Raw genomic sequence first — 20590 nt, 5'->3', positions numbered from 1 at the left:
CTGAGTGAATTACAGAGATTGTCCCGCGTTAAGGCGTTTTGCATGCTCGATCGCGTCGTTTTCCGGCGCGTTTGAGCGCCCAAACGGTCGGGCCAGCGCCATGTAAATCAGCCCCGAAATCACCACCACCGACAGCCCCACCAGCACCGTCCAGCGGTCGATAAAGCTCGCGCTCTCGGCGGGTTGCGCCAGCAGCCAGATGCCACAAAGCCCGTAGGCCAGCGCCAGGATATTGACCAGCATGCCCCACCCGCCGACGCTCCACTCCCCGGCGGGTCTCCAGCCTTTCAAACGCTGGCGCAGCGCCGCCAGCACCACCATCTGGAACGAAATGTAGATACCGATAACCGCAAAGGCGGTGATGCGCGCCAGGTTATCCGGCTGGAAGTAAACCCACACGCAGATGAGCACCGGCAGCAGGCAGCTGACGATCATCGCGTTGTCCGGGACGCTGTTTTTCGACAGCTTTGCCATCCAGGCGCTACCCGGTAGCATCTGGTCGCGGGAGAAGGAGAAGATCAGGCGGCTCAGCGCGGCCTGCAGGGAGAGGATGCACGACAACATGGCGATCACCGCGATGATGATAAACACCGTGGCGCCGGTTTCTCCCAGGGCTTCGTTGAGGATCGCCGGGATCGGATCGGCAATCTGGCCGTTGACGATGTTCATCAGATTTGGGGAGGCCAGTAGATAGCCGAGGATCGAGATCAGTGCCGAGATGGCGCCAAAGACGATGCTCAGGATCATCGCCACCGGGATCTTCTTGCTCGGGTTTTTCACCTCTTCCGCCACGTTGCCGCAGGCTTCAAAGCCGAAGAACATGAACAGGCCGATCAGCGCTGCCGCCATAAACGCCGGCTGGTAGCTGCCATCTTTCGCCAGTACCCCCATCGAGTCGAAGACCACCGAGAAGGGCTGCGCGCGGTGGAAAATCAGCAGGTAGATCCCCAGCGCAATCACGCTGACGATCTCGCACCAGAAGCCAATTCGGGCCACCCGGGCGAGGTTTTTGGTGCCCGACATGTTGATGGCCATCATCATCAGCAGCAGCACCACCGAGGTGATCAGCATGTTGCCTGCCGAGGTCTCAAAGCCGAAAAGTGACCCGACGAAGGTGGCGGTATATTCCGCCACCGAGGTGATGGTCACCACCAGCGCCCAGAGGTAGATCCAGGCGGCGATCCACGCATATTTTCGCCCCCACAGACGGCGCGCCCACGGGTACAGCCCGCCGGTGATCGGATACTGCGACGCCACTTCGCTAAACACCAGCGCCACCAGCAGTTGTCCGCAGGCCACAATCGGGATCCACCAGATCGCCGGTGGCCCCGCCAGCGTTACCGCCAGGGCAAACAGGGAGTAGACCGCCGTCAGCGGTGAGAGGTAGGTGAACCCGAGTGAAAAGTTAGAGATAAGGCCGATGGAGCGGTGAAATTGCTGTGTATTATCGCTATGAATTGCTTCACTTTTCTTGCCAGAAGTCTGTTCCATACGTTTATTCTCTGTGTTGTGGTTGAGTCGCAGGTAACACGAATCAAGGTATAGAAGAGCCCCTGAAGGCCGTACAGCGTCGCCCGTGCGATTTGTTAAGATTTGTATGGATATGTCACGCTTTTGTTATGGTTAACCAGCATTTTCCGTGAGACGCATCACGTCAGTGTGATTAGATAGCGACCTGAGCGCGCTTTTTCCCGACCATTTCGCCTTTTTTCCTGCCTGTATCACAGAATTCAAACAATCTCCCCTGAATAAATCCATTTTGCAAAAACGTAGATATTTTTAATTTATGGCTACGAAACAACCCGTTCCCTGAATACTTTCTGAGAGGATTGATTCTGATGAATGCACTGACCGCCGTACAACAGCCCGACGAGGCGTTAGCCCGAACCATCACCGGTTTTAGCATTGCGCCCTCCGCGCAGTCTCCGCGCCTGCTGGAGCTGACGTTCTCCGCGGAGGTCACGCAGCAGTTCCTGCGGGAGGTGGAGCAGTGGCCCATTCAGGCGCTGGAATATAAATCCTTCCTGCGCTTTCGGGTGGCGAAGATCCTCGATGACCTGTGCGGCAACCAGCTTCAGCCCCTGCTGCTGAACACCATGCTCAGCCGTGACCAGGGTGCCCTGCTGATTTCTGCCGACGGGGTGGATAACGTCACCCAGGCGGACGAGATGGTAAAGATCGCCACCGCGGTGGCGCACCTGATCGGACGCTCCAATTACGACGCCATGAGCGGCCAGTACTACGCCCGCTTTACGGTGAAAAACGTCGATAACTCAGACAGCTACCTGCGCCAGCCCCACCGCGTGCTGGAGCTGCACAATGACGGCACCTTCGTCGACGAAGTGACCGACTACGTGCTGATGATGAAGATCGACGAGCAGAACATGCAGGGCGGCAACTCCCTGCTGCTGCATCTCGACGACTGGGAAGCGCTGGATAAATTCTTCAGCCATCCGCTGGCCCGTCGCCCGCTGCGCTGGACGGCACCGCCGAGCAAAAACGTCACCCAGGATGTGTTCCACCCGGTGTTTGACGTCGACCAGCAGGGTCGCCCGGTGATGCGCTATATCGACCAGTTCGTACAGCCGAAAGATTTTGAAGAGGGCGTCTGGCTGAGCGAACTTTCTGACGCGCTGGAGAGCAGCAAAAACATCGTCTCGATTCCGGTACCGGTGGGTAAATTCCTGCTGATTAACAATATGTTCTGGCTGCATGGCCGGGATCGTTTTACTCCGCACCCGGATCTGCGCCGGGAGCTGATGCGCCAGCGCGGGTATATCAGCTACGCCACCACCCACTATCAGACTCATCAGTAGGGATGGCGCGGATGTATGACTTCGTGATTACCGGCGGCGGCATTATCGGCATGTCGACCGCCATGCAGCTGATTGCGCTCTACCCGGATGCCCGCATCGCCCTGCTGGAGAAGGAGGCGGGCCCGGCCTGCCACCAGACCGGACGCAACAGCGGGGTGATCCACGCCGGGGTCTATTACACCCCCGGCAGCCTGAAGGCGCAGTTCTGCCTGGCGGGGAACCGGGCCACCAAAGCCTTCTGCGATGAGAACGCTATTCGCTATGACACCTGCGGCAAGATGCTGGTAGCCACCTCCCCGCTGGAGATGGAACGGATGCAGGCCCTGTGGGATCGCACCGCCGCCAACGGGATCGAGCGCGAGTGGCTGAGCGGTGCCGAACTGCGTGAGCGCGAGCCCAACATCACCGGGCTGGGCGGGATTTTTGTCCCCTCCAGCGGGATCGTCAGCTATCGCGAGGTGGCAGCGGCGATGGCGAAACGCTTCCAGCAAAAAGGCGGGGAGGTGATTTTCAACGCCGAGGTCAGCGCCCTGAAGGAGCACGCCAGCGGCGTTGTCATCCACACCCGTGACGGGCGCGAGTTTGAAGCCCTTACCCTGATTGCCTGCGCCGGGCTGATGGCCGACCGGCTGGTGAAAATGCTCGGCATCGACCCCGGCTTTATTATCTGTCCGTTCCGCGGGGAGTATTTCCGCCTGGCGCCGGAGCACAATCAGATCGTGAACCACCTTATCTACCCGATCCCCGATCCGGCCATGCCGTTCCTGGGCGTGCATCTCACCCGGATGATCGACGGCAGCGTCACGGTGGGGCCCAACGCGGTGCTCGCCTTTAAGCGCGAGGGCTATCGCAAGAGCGATCTCTCCCTCACCGATATGCTGGAAATTCTGGGTTCAACGGGCATCCGCCGGGTGCTGCAAAACAACCTTCTCTCGGGTTTAAGCGAGATGAAAAACTCCCTGTGCAGAAGCGGCTACCTGCGCCAGGTGCAAAAATATTGCCCGAGCCTGACCCTGAAGGATCTGCAACCCTGGCCTGCGGGTGTGAGGGCGCAGGCAGTTTCGCCAGAAGGGAAGCTCATCGACGACTTTTTATTTGTCACCACGCCGCGCACCATCCATACCTGTAATGCGCCCTCACCGGCTGCGACCTCGGCGATCCCCATCGGGGCGCATATTGTCAGCAAGGTGCAAACCCTGCTCGCCAGCCAGCACAACCCGGGGCGTGCATTGCGTGCAGCCTGTAATGTGGAGTCATTACATGCCGCGTTTACCCGTTAATCATTCTGAGACAGGAAGCCATCATGCAACTCAACGATCCCAGCTTATTCCGCCAGCAGGCATATATAGAAGGAGAGTGGTGCGACGCCCACAGCGGCGAGACGATTGCCGTGACCAACCCGGCGAACGGCCAGACCCTGGGCAGCGTGCCGAAAATGGGTGCCGGTGAGACCCGCGAGGCGATTGAGGCGGCGAACCGCGCCCTGCCCGCCTGGCGCGCGCTCACCGCCAAAGAGCGCGCCAACATTCTGCGCCGCTGGTTCGATTTGATGATGGCGAACCAGGACGATCTGGCTCAGTTGATGACCCTCGAGCAGGGCAAACCGCTGGCCGAAGCGAAAGGCGAGATTAGCTATGCCGCCTCCTTTATAGAGTGGTTCGCCGAAGAGGGGAAACGCGTCTACGGTGACACCATTCCGGGCCATCAGGCGGACAAGCGGTTGATTGTGATTAAGCAGCCGATTGGCGTCACCGCCGCCATCACCCCGTGGAACTTCCCGGCGGCGATGATCACCCGCAAGGCGGGCCCGGCCCTGGCGGCAGGCTGCACCATGGTCCTCAAACCCGCCAGCCAGACCCCCTACTCCGCGCTGGCGCTGGCCGAACTGGCGCACCGCGCCGGGATCCCGGCAGGCGTGTTTAACGTGGTCACCGGTTCCGCATCCGACATCGGCAACGAGCTGACCGGCAACCCGCTGGTGCGCAAGCTCTCCTTTACCGGCTCGACCGAGATTGGCCGCCAGCTGATGGCCCAGTGCGCAAAGGACATCAAAAAGGTCTCGCTGGAGCTGGGCGGTAACGCGCCCTTTATTGTCTTTGACGATGCCGACCTCGATAAAGCCGTGGAAGGAGCGCTGGCCTCCAAGTTCCGCAACGCCGGGCAGACCTGCGTCTGCGCCAATCGCCTGTACGTGCAGGAGGGCGTTTACGACCGCTTTGCCGAAAAACTCCAGCAGGCGGTGGAAAAAATGCAGATTGGCGACGGCCTGACCCAGGGCGTCACCATCGGGCCCCTGATTGACGGCAAGGCGGTCGATAAAGTCGAAGAACACATTGCCGACGCGGTGGAGAAAGGTGCCCGCGTGGTTACCGGCGGATCGCTGCATAAATTAGGCGGCAACTTCTTCCAGCCGACTATTCTGGTAGATGTACCCGGTGATGCGAAAGTGGCGAAAGAGGAGACCTTCGGCCCGCTGGCGCCGCTGTTCCGCTTTAAGGATGAAGCAGACGTGATCGCGATGGCGAACGACACCGAGTTCGGCCTCGCCGCCTATTTCTACGCCCGCGATTTAAGCCGCGTGTTCCGCGTCGGCGAGGCGCTGGAGTACGGCATCGTCGGGATCAACACCGGCATTATCTCTAACGAAGTGGCCCCGTTCGGCGGCATCAAAGCCTCCGGCCTGGGTCGGGAAGGTTCTAAATACGGCATCGAAGATTACTTAGAAATCAAATATATGTGCATCGGCCTTTAATCTTTCAGGAGATTTCAATGAGCAGCAATAAAGCGTTAATGCAGCGTCGCAGCAATGCCATCCCCCGCGGCGTGGGCCAGATCCACCCCATCTTTGCCGCCCGCGCCGAGAACTGCCGGGTGTGGGACGTCGAAGGCCGTGAGTATCTTGATTTCGCCGGGGGGATTGCGGTGCTGAACACCGGGCATCTGCACCCGGAGGTGGTCAGCGCCGTAGAAGCGCAGCTGAAAAAGCTGTCGCACACCTGCTTCCAGGTGCTGGCCTATGAACCCTATCTGGAGCTTTGCGAAACCCTGAACCAGAAAGTGCCGGGGGATTTCCCGAAAAAGACCCTGCTGGTGACCACCGGCTCCGAAGCGGTGGAGAACGCGGTGAAAATCGCCCGCGCCGCCACGAAGCGCAACGGCACCATCGCCTTTACCGGGGCCTATCATGGCCGCACCCACTACACCCTGTCGCTCACCGGGAAAGTGAACCCTTACTCGGCGGGAATGGGGCTGATGCCGGGCCACGTCTATCGCGCCCTCTATCCCTGCGCCCTACACGGCGTGAGCGATGATGACGCCATCGCCAGCATCCATCGCATCTTCAAGAACGATGCCGCCCCGGAAGATATCGCCGCCATCGTGATCGAGCCCGTCCAGGGTGAAGGCGGCTTCTACGCCACCTCCCCGGCCTTTATGCAGCGCCTGCGTGACCTGTGCGACGAGCACGGCATCATGCTGATTGCCGATGAAGTGCAGAGCGGCGCGGGCCGCACCGGCACCTTTTTCGCCATGGAGCAGATGGGCGTGGCGGCGGATATCACCACCTTCGCCAAATCCATTGCCGGTGGCTTCCCGCTGGCGGGCGTCACCGGTCGCGCCGACGTGATGGATGCCATCGCCCCGGGCGGGCTGGGCGGCACCTACGCCGGAAGCCCGATTGCCTGCGCCGCCGCGCTGGCGGTGATGAAGGTCTTCGAGCAGGAGGATCTGCTGGGCAAAGCCAACACACTGGGCAACACTCTGCGTGAAGGCCTGCTGGCTATCGCTGAAAAACACCGCGAGATCGGCGACGTTCGCGGCCTGGGGGCGATGATCGCCATCGAGCTGTTTGAGGAGGGCGACCACCATAAACCGGACGCCGCCCTGACGGCGCAGATTGTGGCCCGGGCGCGGGACAAAGGGTTGATCCTGCTCTCCTGCGGCCCGTACCATAACGTGCTGCGCATCCTGGTGCCGCTGACCGTGGAAGAGGCGCAGCTTCAGCAGGGGCTGGCGATTATCGCCGAGTGTTTTGACGAGGCGAAACAGGGTTAATCTTTATGCCCGGTGCAGGCCGGGCCGTATTCAAGGAGCAGGACCATGACCATCATTTCCCAGGCGACGGCCATCGACGGCTACCGCTGGCTGAAGAACGACATTATCCGCGGCGTTTATCAGCCAGATGAGAAGCTGCGTATGAGCCTGCTGACCTCCCGCTATGAGCTGGGCGTCGGCCCGCTGCGCGAAGCGCTGTCGCAGCTGGTTGCCGAGGGGCTGGTGACGGTCATTAACCAGAAAGGCTACCGGGTGGCGCCCATGTCCGAACAGGAGCTGCTCGATATCTTTGATGCCCGCGCCAATATGGAGGCGATGCTGGTCCGCCTCGCCATCGAGCGCGGTGGCGAAGAGTGGGAAGCGGAGCTGCTCGCCCGGGCACACCTGCTGAACAAGCTGGAATCCCGCGACGCCAGCGAGACGATGCTGGACGAGTGGGACCAGCGCCATCAGGCGTTTCATACGGCGATTGTGGCGGGGTGTGGTTCGCGGTATTTGATGCAGATGCGGGAGCGGCTTTTTGATTTAGCGGCGCGGTACCGGTATGTGTGGTTGAGGAAGACTGTTTTGTCGGTGGCGATGTTAGAAGAGAAGCATGTGGAGCATCAGAAGCTGATGGACGCGGTGCTGGCGCGGGATGCGGATAAGGCGGGGGAACTGATGTATCAGCATTTGCTGACGCCGATTCCGATTATTCGGGGGGCGATGGGCTAGTGGGTTACAACATTGGCCCTGGCCCCATATGTCGGCCTTTTTCTATCAACAACAGAAAACATGAATCAACGCATCTCCATGATCGCTTCTGGAGCCCCTTCAAATATAAATGGGTTGAGGAACGCTCGCCCCCACAAAAACCTGCGATCCACTTCACTCAATGAGGCCTCCTTACATATCGCTTCCCAGTTCTCGCGAACCGCCCTGATACAGTGTGTGATCAGTTCAACAGCTTCCTGCTCACTCAGCAGAAATTTAGCCGCCGCCGACAGACAAACCGCCAGATTGCTCATTCGATTTTCACCGCTAATCAGCATTGCCTGGGTTGCTTCATTACCAGAACGACCCTGTGGGCAAATATCATAAGCAGGCGTCAGGCTTAGCGTTTTACCGTCCCAAAAAGCGGCATGATTTCGGGCATGATCGTCAGTGTTACCGCAAATAATATTAAAAACCAGACGACCAAATAATTCCCGTAACGTCTCTTTTGGTGCATCGAAGCGCTGACGAATAATATCCGTCAAATCCTCATAACTCGCGTATCGTGCCATCATCTCATCAAGACCAAAAATGGTCAGCGCTGAGACCATCAGGCGGCGCTGCCAGCCTGTATGACTTCGTATACGATCGAAGCGTTCAATCAGTATGACGTCTTTACCCGCCGTATGGCGGAGAAGAACAGGCGCAACATTCAGCCCGGCACAAGCAGCCAGGCGCATAGCGACATATTCAGCTTTAACAACGTTATAGGTATCAGTGGAGGAGGAGAACTTTGCGATAAATTTACGCTCCCCGGCTTCTATCATTGCCTTTGGCCGCGCTCCCCCCAGGGAACTCCCGTGGAATAAGGCTTGTTCCAGCTCCGGAGTTAAAGGCCTGCCACTTTCAACCATTGATGCCGCCTGCATCAACTCTTCAAGAGAGGCACTTTGGGACGCTCGCGGCACGTACTCCGTTGCTGATAGCTGGAAGTCGAGCCCTCCAATTCTGTCTGAGCCAGATTCCAGCAAATAGGTCAGCTCATCCAGCCTGTCCGGATCAACATCCCTTCCCTGAGCGCCCATCAACCTGTTCAGGATCACCCGACGCCCCCAGGCATCCGGCGCAGCATCACGTAATGCACTCGCCTGTTGCAGACCCGGTGCCGGGAAAATCGCGCCCCGGATCAGCGGAAGTTCCGGTTCATAAAGAGGGATCGCATCTTCCCGCTCCAGATAACTGCGCCCGTAGTTGAATATATACCGCTTACCATCCCGGTTTAGCACGCCTGCAACAACTGGCTCTGTTGCGCCAGGCAACCAGGCCCACACGTATGCCCGGTCATGATGGTTATCAGAAGTCATCGTTTATCACCTTCCTTGAGCGATGCACTGAACGTGGCATCAGCGATAAGGTTTTCTCTGCGTTTGCCGTATGTAATGCCATCGATGCCGGGTCAGGGGTAAAAAGGGGAACGCCTAAAATGGTCGCCAGTTCGAATACCGCGCCAATTGCACATCCCATATCCCCTTCTTCAGCGCGATAAACCAGTCCCCGTGATACCCCGGCACGTTCGGCCAGCTCTTCAACGGTGAGCTGACGTTCAATACGCGCCGTACGAAGCATTAACCCCAGCAGTCGTGCAGCGTCGCGGCTATGGCGGGAATAAGTTCGGGTAGAGGGTTTTGCCATCACAGGCCTCTTTGTTCCATTAACAGGTCATATAAGGCAATTATAATCCCTTTATGGAACAATAAAACTTCTTTGCTTCGCTGCACCTTTGGGTTGTGATTAATCAAACAACCATTTCCCAGCCCTGGCTGATTCGATCAACATACTAATCGTAAAATCGGGAACAGGAACAGGGGCAGTTTTCTTGAATGGATTCCAGGAAAAAGGCTCGTCGGGATAATAGATCTTTATATTAAAGCTTCCCCTATTAACGTTAAATTCTCTAAAAAATTCATCCATGAGTTCTTCTGCTTCGTCGACATCCAGCAACATATCCGTATCGAGGTCTGTACTGGCATTGAGTAATTCCTGGTTTTTCTCGTTATTGATGAGGTACACGCCGTTATAACGTCTGGCAAGCGCATAGATACGTTGTTCGATATTCCCGGTCATAACTTATCATTTCCTTATGCGTAAAATTATAAATCACAGCGAATTTATATATTTAATGGATATTCGAAAGCAGCCGAATAACGCTTATTACGTTTTATATTAATCTGGACTTATTTTTGTTTACTGGTTAGATTTACAGGGTTATTTAACGCAATACGGGCATGCGCCAACATGCCCGTATCGCTCATCACAATCACTATTAAGAGAGAATAGTAATCATGACTGATATCGATTGTATTGCAGAATCACTGCAACCAGAAGTCTTTGCCGCTGACGACCGGGTATTTACCGTAAGTTATGCGACGCGGTATGGAGATTACACCCGCATCCCGGCGTTTACCATGAAAGGCCTGTGGCTCAATGAAGCGGGGTTCAGTACCGGAACGAAAGTAGATGTGAAGGTGATGAAGGGCTGCATGATTCTGACCTCCCGGCAGGGAGAGCCAGAGATAGAGACGCTGATGCGTGAGGTGAGTCAACTGTCGGACCAGAAGCAAAAGCAGGTGATGGACTTTGTTGGGGTAATATCCGGGAAGCTTCGAAAGGCTCAATAAGCGATTGAATAAAAAAGGCGCCGGTGGGCGCCTTTTTTATTGGTTGCGAAAGGCTGCCAGGTAAAACGACAGGCTCCCTGAAAACATACCGGGAGCCCTGGATGTATTATCTTAAGAACTGAGCAACCCAGCGAAGTAATTCAATTAAGGAATACTGCCCGAAAAGTTCTCCCTCATTCGTCACCCAGATAGGGAAAAACAGCAGCAGGCAAACAGTAAGCAGGCTGGTGAGAAGAAGGCTCATAAACCAACCGCTACGTAAAATCTTCTGATTAACCGCCCACTTAGCCAGATGCTGGCCCATTCGCCAGCGGACCCAGCCCCTGCGCCATAAATACCCCAGGAAAGAGATAACAACGGCAGCGATGGCAATAAACAGGCCACAGTAACGCGCCAGTACCTCCAGGGATGCGAGTAAATTATGCTGATTATCCCAGCGGAGGAACGGCGTAAGATAGACCCGTCCTGTCGCAATGTCGCTAAACCAGATATCGCCATAAGCGGTATAAAGCGGCATAAACAGATAGATAATGACAGCGCTGAAGATTGCCCACTTCACCACCGACCAGTTTTGCACAGCCTTCGTAATGGCTTGCAGGCTGGTCAGGGCTTCATCAATATAGGTCGTCGTGACCCCACGATTCATCGCTTCGCGGAGCATCTCCCCGGATTTACCCTTGCGGTTCGCATCCAGCATCTCCTGATGGGCTTCCGATTCCATAAAGGTGGCCACTGTTTTACGGCTGCACGTCGCAACAAGCGGATTCAGCAGTTTCCCTCTGGTGGTTCGATAGACAAGCTCATTAAGATCGTTTTTCAGCATCAACTCAACGACATGTCCCGCATCCAGTATCTGCGGACGACGACCGTAAACGATCCAGTTAACAGGCTGCGCGGCAAGCTGAGCCTGTCGTAGCTGGCTCGTAAATCGGGCAAAGGGTACGCTAGCGTTGTAGATAAAATTAACGTTACGCAAACCCTCATCAATACTGGAATCTGCCAGTGCAACGGCACCATAACTGGCCAGTTCCGGGATGCCCGCTTTGTAGAGACCATCTTTGATGAACCTCGGCACATCCTCACGATGGTAGATCAGCTGGTATTGGGGCACGGCAACGCTGGAAAGCCGGGTAATGCGGGTTGTTTCACCTGTTCCCTCACAGGGTGAACAGCGCTGGTTTCCAGAGCCGCTACAGTGGTTGCAGTTCACCCTGCCGCCTGTGCAGGTCGAGCACATCCGGTAATGGCTCTCCGTACGATACTGATTGGTGTAGTGATCGAAATGGCTACGCTGTTCCAGTACCTGCCCACTTCCGCCACAGGTGGTGCAGCTCACGCGTCCAGTACCATAGCACCAGGAGCAGTTGACCTGCCCGCGACCATGACAGTTAGTGCAGTTTTCAGTTAAACAGAGGCGCGTTGGGTGGGAATAGATCTCTTGCTCTTTTTCAAGTGCCCCGTACGGCTGGGAAAGCACCAGCGCCTGAGCTTCACGCAGTGTTTCTGCACGGGACAAGACCGCGCTGGATTCAGCCTGAAGCGCCTCGGCGTACTGGAAATTACTGGTAAAAACGCGGGTGCCGCTCCCGGCGCTGACTCTTCCTACCTGAGTGTGATCTGTCGTCTCAATGCGAAAATGGAGACTTAAGTTAATCTGGTAGTCGAAATCAATTTTTTCGACCAGTTCCAGGTCAAGATTATCTGGCTGTAGCCTCGTAGAACGCTCCACGAAGTTTTGAATGGTGGTAGAGCACGTATCCAGCCACGCGTCTTTCATCTTTATTACCTGAATTGAATTTGGTTATCGGCAGAATGATAGGGTTTTGCATACATCAGGCAACTACTAATAAACGGAGTTGGGGGGAATGTGGGGGGGTTGCGTAGATAAATGCGTTGGAATGGATGTGAGGTGATTAGTGGTTTGGCGTTAAAGCGTTAATTTAGTCGTGCGTTTGATTAGGATGAAAACGCTTTGTAAATATTAATTGTTGCTATGCATTCTTACTGCTTCAACCATTTACAACAGCATGAGTGAAAGCTGCATGCAACTGACGTCGCGTAAGTCGCCGATATTAGCCTTTTTAGAGTACTACTCGTTTGGTGCACCACTTTTCCACTGCACCCGGTCACAAATTCATCAAATCCATTGATTCACGGTTTACATCACCTTTCATTTGTTATGTGATCCTGTTACAGGTTTCGGTAGTTCGCTACCTCCCCCACCGTAACAGGACTGCATTGATGGAATTTTACCAAGCTGACCCTACGCTGGAGAACTACTGGCGCGGGGTGATTCAAATTTATACTGAGAACGGAGCCTTACATTTCAACCTGTACGCCTTACAGAACACTTTTAATGATTTGCTCGTTAATCTGATAATGGGGACAACGTTTGTAGTGCTTCCCGCGTTCTGGCTCGCGGTGCTGGTCTAGGCGGGCGGGTTGGCGGTGCCGTGGCTGGGGTGATGTCTGTGGGGAGTGGAGATGTTAAGGGAGGCGGGAGCGGCGGTTCCCACCTATTAATGAAAACTACAGGTCTAAACTAGCACCATGTTTACGCAGCCACTCTTTTCGCTCACTCCAGTCAGGCATCACCTTGTCAACTTCATTCCAGAAAGCGTCTGTATGATTACGATGGTGAAAATGACATAGTTCGTGTACCACGATGTAATCTATGATCTTCGCTGGGGCCATGATACATTTCCAGTGGAAATTCAGTCTACCGTTATGGCCGCAGCTGGCCCAGCGATACCCCATTTCCTTCACCCGGATTATATCTGCCTTCACTCCGACTTTAGGCGCAAAAAACAGAGTGCGTTCTCTGATGCGCTGCTGACCTTTAGTTATATAAAAGTCTTCAAACGCGCCTTTCGCTGCGGCTATACCGCCTTTTTCAATAAGCTGCCGATTAAGGCAAAAGCGTCCATCTTTCAGGAGTAACGGCAGATGCTGTTCGGAAACCAGAGATAAGCGATACATGCTCCCAAGATAGAGAAAGGTCTCGCCGTTTACCCATTCGCGCGCCACCGTAGTGGCATTAAGATCTTTCCACTCCGCCAGGTTACGATAAATCCACATGCGTTTCTGAAAAACAACGGTATCCGCCTGTTCAGGAGTAAAGTGTACTGGCGGGCGAACGATAACCTGACCGTCTCTTTCGATGACGATGTCCGTTGTACGCCGGGTGGTACCTGGCGCGAGATGATAGTCGATGTCCTTCACCCGTCGGTGCATCATGGTTTTTTGATCTCCACTGAGTTCTGAAGTAACGCACTATGTCGGTTTTTTGCCAGTTTCATAATTTCTACCGCAATTCGTTCTCTTGCCTGTTTTAATTCAGGAACCCCGGTTAGCGTCAGAGCCGTTTTGATCTCACTGCGCGTTTTCTTTTGTTTGCTACTGTTGTGCCAGTAGTCGATGCTGCCGATGCTTTGTTGCAGAAGTTCAACAATTGCTTCCATCAGCGCTTTAATTTTGGGTTTTACTGAAACGGGTATTTCTCCGCCCGGGAACGCTTCATGAGCAATATGTTCATAAAACGTAGTGGCCTCCCGGCTCATCCCTTCTTCCCCCTCCTGGCGCCCGGTAATCGCAACGTTACGCAGTTTCTCTAACTCTTCCGCCAGCTTCTTCCATTGATCCTGATACAGGTCGATTAATTGTTCCACTTTTTCCGAAAGACTCTTATAAAAAGCTGGATCTTCATCATGGTGAACAGTGCAATGCTTACGAATTGCATGCTCCATTTCGCTGGCTTTCGCCTCATCATTGCCGTTGGTATGCTGGTTTAGCTGTTCAATGAAGTTATCTGAGAGCAATTCAACGGGAGGAACCGTAGGGTTAATCCCCAGACTGATGAGGTGCTGATTAATCAGATCGCGTACCTTCTGGCCGGCATCTCCCAAATCCAGCGAATCGTCTTTATAACGCTCTTTGGTTACTCGCTGGATATATCCCAGACGCTTTGCAGGAATACGATAAACTTGGCCGGCACTGTGTGGCAGGATGATATCCAGACTGCTAAGGAATTTTTTCAGGTACACATCAAAATCCGCCCGCAGTTTCTCGTCTTTCAGCAAACGAACAGCGTCGTTTACCGCGGCTGCTTCTGCTGCTATGTCGGGTAATCGTCCCTCAAGGAAATCATGGATGCCATTAATCTGATGGTACGAGAACAAACTCAACAAGCGCTGATAGCGCTCCTGCAGCACCGGAACTTCTGAATTGATATTTTTTAATCCTTCGGCCAGCTCTTGGTGCTCATCGCTGGCTGCATAAAGAGTTAATGCCTCGGTAAGATGGTGAGTAAGGCCGATATAATCCACAACAAAACCACGTTGTTTCCCTTTTTTCACCCGGTTTGTACGGGCAATTGCCTGTAATAACGTATGCTCGCGGATTTTTTTATCCAGATACATGACCTGCTCAATCGGTGCATCAAAACCGGTTAATAACATGTCACAGACTACCAAGAAGGCGATTCCTGTATAAGGTTTATCAGGATCGTCAAACGCAAATGGCCTACAGAAATTTTCTACCGCATTCCAGGCACGGGCTTGTTTACGTGTTTCGGTAATAAATGCCGCTTCGTTGGTGCCATCACTGGATATCACGACCGCAGCTTTGAGGAACTTGATCCGATTAATTAATGCGTGGTCAGGTAAGTCTGCAGATTCAAGCTCATCCACTTTATCTTTTAATGCCTGATGGATCGCCTTCTGGTAACGGACTGCCGCCAGTTTGGAGTGACATACAACCTGAGCTTTAAAGCCATTAGGAAAAATATGCTCCAGATAGTGTTTCACCATATCGCGCGCGATAGCGGCAATACGTTGCTCCGCTTCCAGAATGTCGCCGGTGGCGCCATACTTTTTCTTAATAGCGTCTAATTCTTCTTCCGTTCGATCTTTAAAGAGATTTTCAAACTGCGTTTCAAAACCATGTTTATCGTTCAGCGCGGCATCAGCAGTCCTGCCTTCGTAAAGGATCTGCAATGTGGTGCCATCTTCAACGGCATCCATCAATTTGTACTTATCGATATATTCGCCAAAGCGTTTGACGGTACGTTTCTCACCGTGGCGTTCTGTAATCAGTGGCGTTCCGGTGAAGGCAATGCGGGCAGCGTTGGGGAAGGCCTCAAAAATATTACTTCCCAGATCGGAGCTCTGGGTACGGTGTGCTTCATCGATCATTAACACAATTCGCGAAGAGGTATTCACTACGCCAAATGTTTTGCCCGTTGGAATAGCCTGGTAGGTTCCCAGCGCTTTAGCAACGGATATGGGGAGGCTTTCCTGCGCGACCAAGAACTTATGCGCCATCACCATATTGATATCGGAAGTGTTGGTGGATAACTCTTTTCGAAGCGTATTATTGCTTTCAATAACATTGACTCGCCCACCGATCAGTTGTGCCGTCGCTGTTAGCTGCTCCTCCAGATCGAGACGATCATTGATCAGTATGATTTTATAATCGTGAAGATCGTTTGAAACACGCAGCATTCTGGCAACAAAAACCATCGTCAGGCTTTTTCCCGACCCCTGAGTGTGCCAGACAACACCACTTTTTTCTTCTGTGGTTTTACCTTCACGTAAACGCTGTAAGATCTTATTAGCAGCGCGAAATTGCTGATAACGGCAGACAACCTTGATGCGCGGGCCAGCATCGGTATCCATAAATAAAGAGCATGTACGCAGGATGGATAACAGATTCGCTTTATTTAACATGCCATTGATAAGCTGTTGCTGTGCGTTCATATCACTGGCAACACTGTCGTCCTGCGGCCATTGTGTCTTCCAGGGATAAAAATGCTCTTCCCCGGAAGTAATCGTGCCGTAATCCGCTTCAACGCCTGTTGTTCTGACCGCAAATAAATTACTGTGAAATAAACGTGGTTCCCCCTCTTTTAATCCCTGCAGCGCTGTTGCTTTACGATTGTTCATATAACGCTGGAGCTGAATATATGCCTCAGCCATAGGATTAGAACAGGTTGGACCACCCTTTTTACACTCCACAACAATCAGCGGAACACCATTAATAAATAAAACAACATCGGGAATGATAAATTGTTTTACGCAACCTGGGGTATCAATCCGGAACTGATTTATCGCCAGGAAGTGGTTATTTTCCGGGTGTTCGAAATCGATTAATTTAACTATAGGGTCAGACTCACCGGTGGCATTATTAATATCCACCTGTGTTTTAAACAGTAGCTTTTGGATCGCCTCATTAGCTTCCAGTAAAGTACGGTTGGGTTGGCGCAGGATCTGGTCTTGCAGATCCTGTAACTGTTTGTCAGTTAACCATGTTTTTCCGTCTGATCCGGCATTTAAGTGCGCTACTGCGTTAGTAAAAATCTGCGGCAGCAGCCACTGTCGGAAGCTGCTACGCATACTTTTAGCCGGATCGGAGGGAATGTCCTGTCCCTGGTCAATAATCGTCCAGCCCAGTGATTGCAATTGCTGCAAAAAGGGCTGTTCAACTTCCGTGTATTCAGACATGGGGGGCCTCTGTGTCTTTTGAATGTACAGGAACTTTACCAGTGAGGAGATCGTGCATTAAACCATTTTTTTCTTTTATTAGTTTTTTCAAGCTAATTTCTTCTGTCTTTAATTTTTTTGTAACTAAGGAATATTTTTCATACAATTGTAATTGTTCTTCTTTTCCAGGCAGAGGAAGTTCTAGCGAACGTAATGTTTTTGATTGTATCGCATCCATTATTCCTCCTTGTGTTTCTTTTCTAAACCAAGCTTTAACCCATGGAGCATGATTCAATTGCCAGCATACTAGCTCAGGGACAATCAGAGATTCATTGAAGGTCATTGTCCATAAATGTTTAGATGATAATGCTCGCTCAATGTCACTAGGTATTACAGCTGCTCTTCCTACTGTTCCCATGATAGTTATAACCACATCTCTGGGTCGAACAGCATATTTTAGCAATTCATTAAATTTCCTTTCCGAAACAAAGCGCCTGAACGTATTATCAAAATACTCAACATGAATATTATCAATTCCTAAAAAAGGAATCCCCTTTTCAACCAACTCTGATTTTAATAAAGCACTTCCAAAAGGGCCACTTCTGAAGTTGTTTGCTATTGGTGACAGCAATTCTTCAAGTTTGACAACAGACCAGTTTTTTGGAATATACCCAAGGGATGACATTTTATATAAATGCGGTGCACTCCTATAACTCCCCCGTAATTCACCAGAAGCATTAACGCCCCGCGTTAATAAGTCAAGCATCATACCATTTTTTATTTTCTTATATTTCCGTATTAAGCATTGAGTTTTCTCAATGGCATCATCAACTAAAGTTAATATCTGTGATATTCTTTCCTGAATACTTTTATTCTCGGGGTAAGAAATAGGTAGGCGTCGAACAATACCTGCATTGAGGTTCGACTGTGTGGTTTGAGTAGTATACCGCCAGACCGACGGTTTAATATATTCCAGCCAATAGAACAAATAATTATCATGAACTTTATCATTTGCTTTTAAAGCTATGATAGCTTGATTGGTCGCACAATCTATTTTGTTTATTACAGGTTTTCCTACAGTGGCATACATTGAATACAATATATGTTCTTTAGGTACCAACCACGCAGAACTATTATTTAAGCCCTCTAATGTTAATGTCTTCCCTGTTTTTGTTAAAAACCGATAAGAATTTGTCATATCCTCAATAAGGACAAAAGGAATATAGCCATCATAAAAAGCTGGATTAGATACACTCGGCGTACCTCCTGCCTTTTGGTAAGAGGTTACATCATCCAAAAACCCATGAATCCATTTACTCATATCCCAGCTCCGCTAAGATTCTACGCAATTGCTGAGAAGCCTTATCCCTCTTCTCCTCGATTTCTTTAGCAGTTACCGCATATTTAAACCACAAATTTTCAATTGCAGTAATACAAGCTCGCTGTTCTGCCCGTAGATAACGATTATAAGTAGTTAACAATAACTGTTTTAATCGCGCAAGAATAACCACACGAGCCTCATCCTGTGATATTTTCTCACGAGCGCTTAAAACCAGCTCATCACGCTTATTCTCTATTGCCTTAATCACTTTCTTCAGTTCTTTGGCTTCATCTTCCAGTTCTTTATGGCGTTTCAACTGGGCTTCGATTTGGGAAACCTTTTCCTGATACTCTTCAGCACTTCCCAATCCCGGATCGCGTTTGCACAGTTTCACCATGCCTTTAGCATCTTTCAACTTTGCTTTTAGCTCTTTCACCTGCTCAGAGGTCATCACACCAGTATCATCGGTGTCTTCAAAGTCCTCATCATCCGCCGCGGCAAATAACGCCTGCAGCTCGGCTAAACGGGCCAGTGCATTTGCCTGCTCTTCCAGTACCTCAGGGAACTGACTTTGAAGAATATCCTCATCGGGGATCAGTTCAGCTCCCCAACCACTGGCAGCAATAGATTTGAAATCCGCCTTCAAGTAATTCACATAGCTGGCAAAAGCACCACGCACCTGGAAGGAAGTTAACAAGTTTTGCTGCGCAAATGCGTCATGAATGCTGTCCATCAACTGGCTGCGCATTACATAAACATTACGTGGCCGGGCCTGCTGATTGGCAGCGTCAGGGGCTAACGCTTCCACAATCGGGAGATTCTGCTCCCACCACGCCTCAAGTTGCGTCATGAACGTCTGATTCGCTTGTAGTACACCCGCATTTCGGGTAACAAACTCAGCAATATCACGCTCTTCAGTCAAAGTGGGGCCGAAATTCATATACTCAGCATCACGGGGTGCAAAAATATCTGCACGTAACCCGGCATAGTTTTGCCAGAAATGGCCAAGACTTTCGATTTCCGCCAGCGGAATACCACCATGTAAATGCGCACGAACATCGTGGGGTTCCGGCGGCGGCGCATTGTCCACGTAGCGACGAATATTACAGTTGTAATCTTCTTTGATAATCTCATCAGTTGGAACAACGCGCGCATAGCCCGGGATCGTTTTTCCCTTGCGATATGCGTTGATAATTTTATCAATATCCTCCGGACGCAGATGATTCTGTGCTTTGTCTTCGCTGTATTCACGATCGGCGTTGATAAACAGAACTGACTTACGCTTTGAAGCACCTTCTTTATTCATCACTAAAATACAGGCCGGTATACCCGTACCGTAAAACAGGTTGCTAGGTAAGCCAATGATGGCCTGCAGATAACCGTGATCGATAAAGTATTTACGCGCTTCGCGTTCATCACCGCTACGGAACAACACACCATGAGGCATAACGGTCGCCATACGCCCATCATGTTTGAGCACAGACAACATATGCTGAACAAACATCAGGTCCGCTTTCTTGCCTTTCTCTGGCAGCCAAACTGCAAAACGCCCGGGGTGTTTAATATCCTTCTTGATATAGTTCTGGCTGAACGGCGGGTTAGCCACCACACGATCAAAACGTCTTAAATCATTCTTTTCATCGTAATGCTGTGGTTCACGCAGAGTATCTTCTTGACGAATATCGGCATGCGAAATTCCATGCAGCAGCATGTTCATTTTGCAGATAGACCAAGTGGTGCCGATTTTTTCCTGACCATAGAGCGCGATCTCATCCGCATCACCGCCTTTTTCACGCAGGTAGTCACGCATCTGAATCAACATGCCTCCCGAGCCAACGGTCGGGTCATAAACACTCATGCCCTCTTCAGGATCGCAGATCTCAACACAGATCCGCACAACTTCCGCCGGGGTATAAAACTCTCCAGCCTTTTTACCCGCAGAGTCAGCAAAGAATTTAATCAACCATTCATATGCCGCACCAAGCAGATCGGGGAACTCAAAGTCCTCATCTTTAAGCGGAATTTTCTCGAAGTTCTGTACAAAATCAGCCAAGGTATCGTCGTCCAGAGTACGCTGGCCAATCTTACGGTTAAAGTTAATACCTTTCAGTACATCCTGTAAAACATCGATATTGGCTTCTTCGATCGCTTCCAACGCTTTATTCAACGCGCTGCCAACCCCAACTTTCACATGCTTCAGGGCCGGTCGGATGACCGCTTTTTTAGTGCCATCCTTCTCTTCTACAATCTCTTCCCACTCTTCGTTCCAGCGTGCACGCGGAGGAACATAGAAATACTTACCTGAGTAGTTGTCGGGATCTTCAAGAGCCAGCTCGATGTCCAGTTTGGACATCCCTTGAGCTTCAAACTGCTTACGTAGCTCAGCCTGACGTTGATCGAACAGGTCGCTGGCACGTTTAAGGAACAACATGCCAAAAATATATTCTTTGTATTCACTGGCATCCATGCTGCCACGCAGGTCATCACAAGCGCGGAGCAGCAATGTTTCAAGCTGGGTAAGGGTTAATTTCATGTGTTTCTCAGAATACT

Annotated in this window: 15 protein-coding genes; 6 read left to right on the top strand and 9 right to left on the bottom strand. The window is 51.9% G+C overall.

Translation table 11 applies throughout. The features are described from left to right. Positions 1–9 precede the first annotated feature (9 nt). On the bottom strand, positions 10–1491 hold the full coding sequence (locus GNG26_RS02400) for an APC family permease (RefSeq protein ID WP_156237671.1): 1482 nt from the start codon (positions 1489–1491) through the stop codon (positions 10–12). A gap of 347 nt (positions 1492–1838) precedes the next feature. On the opposite strand from GNG26_RS02400, the gene glaH reads away from it, so the two are divergent. Genes glaH through csiR form a run of 5 tightly spaced genes read left to right on the top strand, consistent with a single transcriptional unit; the run spans position 1839 to position 7583 of the window. Continuing rightward, positions 1839–2816 carry a glutarate dioxygenase GlaH gene (gene glaH / locus GNG26_RS02395; RefSeq protein WP_156237670.1) on the top strand — a complete coding sequence of 326 codons (978 nt, stop codon included), beginning with the start codon at positions 1839–1841 and terminating at the stop codon, positions 2814–2816. Between the two features lie 11 nt (positions 2817–2827). Continuing rightward, a complete protein-coding gene (gene lhgO / locus GNG26_RS02390; RefSeq protein ID WP_156237669.1) occupies positions 2828–4096 on the top strand; it encodes an L-2-hydroxyglutarate oxidase in 1269 nt (422 codons plus the stop codon). Positions 4097–4119: 23 nt separating this feature from the next. Beyond that, positions 4120–5568 carry an NADP-dependent succinate-semialdehyde dehydrogenase gene (gene gabD, locus GNG26_RS02385; RefSeq protein ID WP_156237668.1) on the top strand — a complete coding sequence of 483 codons (1449 nt, stop codon included), beginning with the start codon at positions 4120–4122 and terminating at the stop codon, positions 5566–5568. Positions 5569–5585: 17 nt separating this feature from the next. After that, positions 5586–6869: a 4-aminobutyrate--2-oxoglutarate transaminase gene (gene gabT, locus GNG26_RS02380; RefSeq protein ID WP_156237667.1), complete on the top strand. Its 1284-nt coding sequence runs from the start codon at positions 5586–5588 to the stop codon at positions 6867–6869. Between the two features lie 45 nt (positions 6870–6914). Beyond that, complete coding sequence (gene csiR / locus GNG26_RS02375) at positions 6915–7583, top strand: DNA-binding transcriptional regulator CsiR (protein WP_156237666.1); 669 nt, start codon at positions 6915–6917, stop codon at positions 7581–7583. Positions 7584–7648: 65 nt separating this feature from the next. On the opposite strand, the gene GNG26_RS02370 is transcribed toward csiR, so the two are convergent. The 3 genes from GNG26_RS02370 to GNG26_RS02360 form a co-directional block, all read right to left on the bottom strand. Beyond that, entirely contained in the window at positions 7649–8926 is a 1278-nt protein-coding gene (locus GNG26_RS02370; protein ID WP_156237665.1) for a type II toxin-antitoxin system HipA family toxin, read from the bottom strand. Continuing rightward, on the bottom strand, positions 8916–9254 hold the full coding sequence (locus GNG26_RS02365) for a helix-turn-helix domain-containing protein (RefSeq protein ID WP_103178067.1): 339 nt from the start codon (positions 9252–9254) through the stop codon (positions 8916–8918). Before GNG26_RS02365 ends, GNG26_RS02370 begins: the two co-directional genes overlap by 11 nt. A gap of 99 nt (positions 9255–9353) precedes the next feature. Beyond that, a complete protein-coding gene (locus tag GNG26_RS02360) occupies positions 9354–9686 on the bottom strand; it encodes a DUF1493 family protein (RefSeq protein ID WP_156237664.1) in 333 nt (110 codons plus the stop codon). A gap of 218 nt (positions 9687–9904) precedes the next feature. Between GNG26_RS02360 and symE the strand changes: the two genes are divergently transcribed. Continuing rightward, positions 9905–10240, top strand: a complete 336-nt coding sequence (gene symE, locus GNG26_RS02355; RefSeq protein WP_156237663.1) for an endoribonuclease SymE — start codon at positions 9905–9907, stop codon at positions 10238–10240. Positions 10241–10346: 106 nt separating this feature from the next. Here symE and GNG26_RS02350 read toward each other — a convergent pair whose 3' ends face one another. From GNG26_RS02350 to GNG26_RS02330, 5 genes are all read right to left on the bottom strand, one after another. Beyond that, positions 10347–12017 (bottom strand): hypothetical protein, encoded by a 1671-nt coding sequence (locus GNG26_RS02350; protein ID WP_156237662.1) that lies wholly within the window; start codon positions 12015–12017, stop codon positions 10347–10349. Positions 12018–12769: 752 nt separating this feature from the next. Then, positions 12770–13477 carry a M48 family metallopeptidase gene (locus GNG26_RS02345; protein ID WP_156237661.1) on the bottom strand — a complete coding sequence of 236 codons (708 nt, stop codon included), beginning with the start codon at positions 13475–13477 and terminating at the stop codon, positions 12770–12772. Beyond that, the gene (locus GNG26_RS02340; protein WP_156237660.1) at positions 13474–16740 is read right to left on the bottom strand and encodes a type I restriction endonuclease subunit R; all 3267 of its coding nucleotides are present in this window, start codon (positions 16738–16740) and stop codon (positions 13474–13476) included. Before GNG26_RS02340 ends, GNG26_RS02345 begins: the two co-directional genes overlap by 4 nt. Further along, the gene (locus GNG26_RS02335; protein ID WP_156237659.1) at positions 16733–18040 is read right to left on the bottom strand and encodes a restriction endonuclease subunit S; all 1308 of its coding nucleotides are present in this window, start codon (positions 18038–18040) and stop codon (positions 16733–16735) included. Before GNG26_RS02335 ends, GNG26_RS02340 begins: the two co-directional genes overlap by 8 nt. Further along, positions 18033–20573, bottom strand: a complete 2541-nt coding sequence (locus tag GNG26_RS02330) for a class I SAM-dependent DNA methyltransferase (protein WP_156237658.1) — start codon at positions 20571–20573, stop codon at positions 18033–18035. Before GNG26_RS02330 ends, GNG26_RS02335 begins: the two co-directional genes overlap by 8 nt. Positions 20574–20590 lie beyond the last annotated feature (17 nt).

The sequence above is a fragment of the Leclercia sp. J807 genome (assembly GCF_009734465.1).
Taxonomy (GTDB): Bacteria; Pseudomonadota; Gammaproteobacteria; order Enterobacterales; family Enterobacteriaceae; genus Enterobacter.
The sequence above is the reverse complement of the archived record's forward strand: the minus strand, read 5'-3'. Positions and strand labels throughout refer to the sequence as shown.

Coding starts and splice junctions, on each gene's coding strand:
- GNG26_RS02400 (WP_156237671.1), bottom strand. CDS start 1,491: ATGGAACAGACTTCTGGCAAGAAAAGTGAAGCAATTCATAGCGATAAT.
- glaH (WP_156237670.1), top strand. CDS start 1,839: ATGAATGCACTGACCGCCGTACAACAGCCCGACGAGGCGTTAGCCCGA.
- lhgO (WP_156237669.1), top strand. CDS start 2,828: ATGTATGACTTCGTGATTACCGGCGGCGGCATTATCGGCATGTCGACC.
- gabD (WP_156237668.1), top strand. CDS start 4,120: ATGCAACTCAACGATCCCAGCTTATTCCGCCAGCAGGCATATATAGAA.
- gabT (WP_156237667.1), top strand. CDS start 5,586: ATGAGCAGCAATAAAGCGTTAATGCAGCGTCGCAGCAATGCCATCCCC.
- csiR (WP_156237666.1), top strand. CDS start 6,915: ATGACCATCATTTCCCAGGCGACGGCCATCGACGGCTACCGCTGGCTG.
- GNG26_RS02370 (WP_156237665.1), bottom strand. CDS start 8,926: ATGACTTCTGATAACCATCATGACCGGGCATACGTGTGGGCCTGGTTG.
- GNG26_RS02365 (WP_103178067.1), bottom strand. CDS start 9,254: ATGGCAAAACCCTCTACCCGAACTTATTCCCGCCATAGCCGCGACGCT.
- GNG26_RS02360 (WP_156237664.1), bottom strand. CDS start 9,686: ATGACCGGGAATATCGAACAACGTATCTATGCGCTTGCCAGACGTTAT.
- symE (WP_156237663.1), top strand. CDS start 9,905: ATGACTGATATCGATTGTATTGCAGAATCACTGCAACCAGAAGTCTTT.
- GNG26_RS02350 (WP_156237662.1), bottom strand. CDS start 12,017: ATGAAAGACGCGTGGCTGGATACGTGCTCTACCACCATTCAAAACTTC.
- GNG26_RS02345 (WP_156237661.1), bottom strand. CDS start 13,477: ATGATGCACCGACGGGTGAAGGACATCGACTATCATCTCGCGCCAGGT.
- GNG26_RS02340 (WP_156237660.1), bottom strand. CDS start 16,740: ATGTCTGAATACACGGAAGTTGAACAGCCCTTTTTGCAGCAATTGCAA.
- GNG26_RS02335 (WP_156237659.1), bottom strand. CDS start 18,040: ATGAGTAAATGGATTCATGGGTTTTTGGATGATGTAACCTCTTACCAA.
- GNG26_RS02330 (WP_156237658.1), bottom strand. CDS start 20,573: ATGAAATTAACCCTTACCCAGCTTGAAACATTGCTGCTCCGCGCTTGT.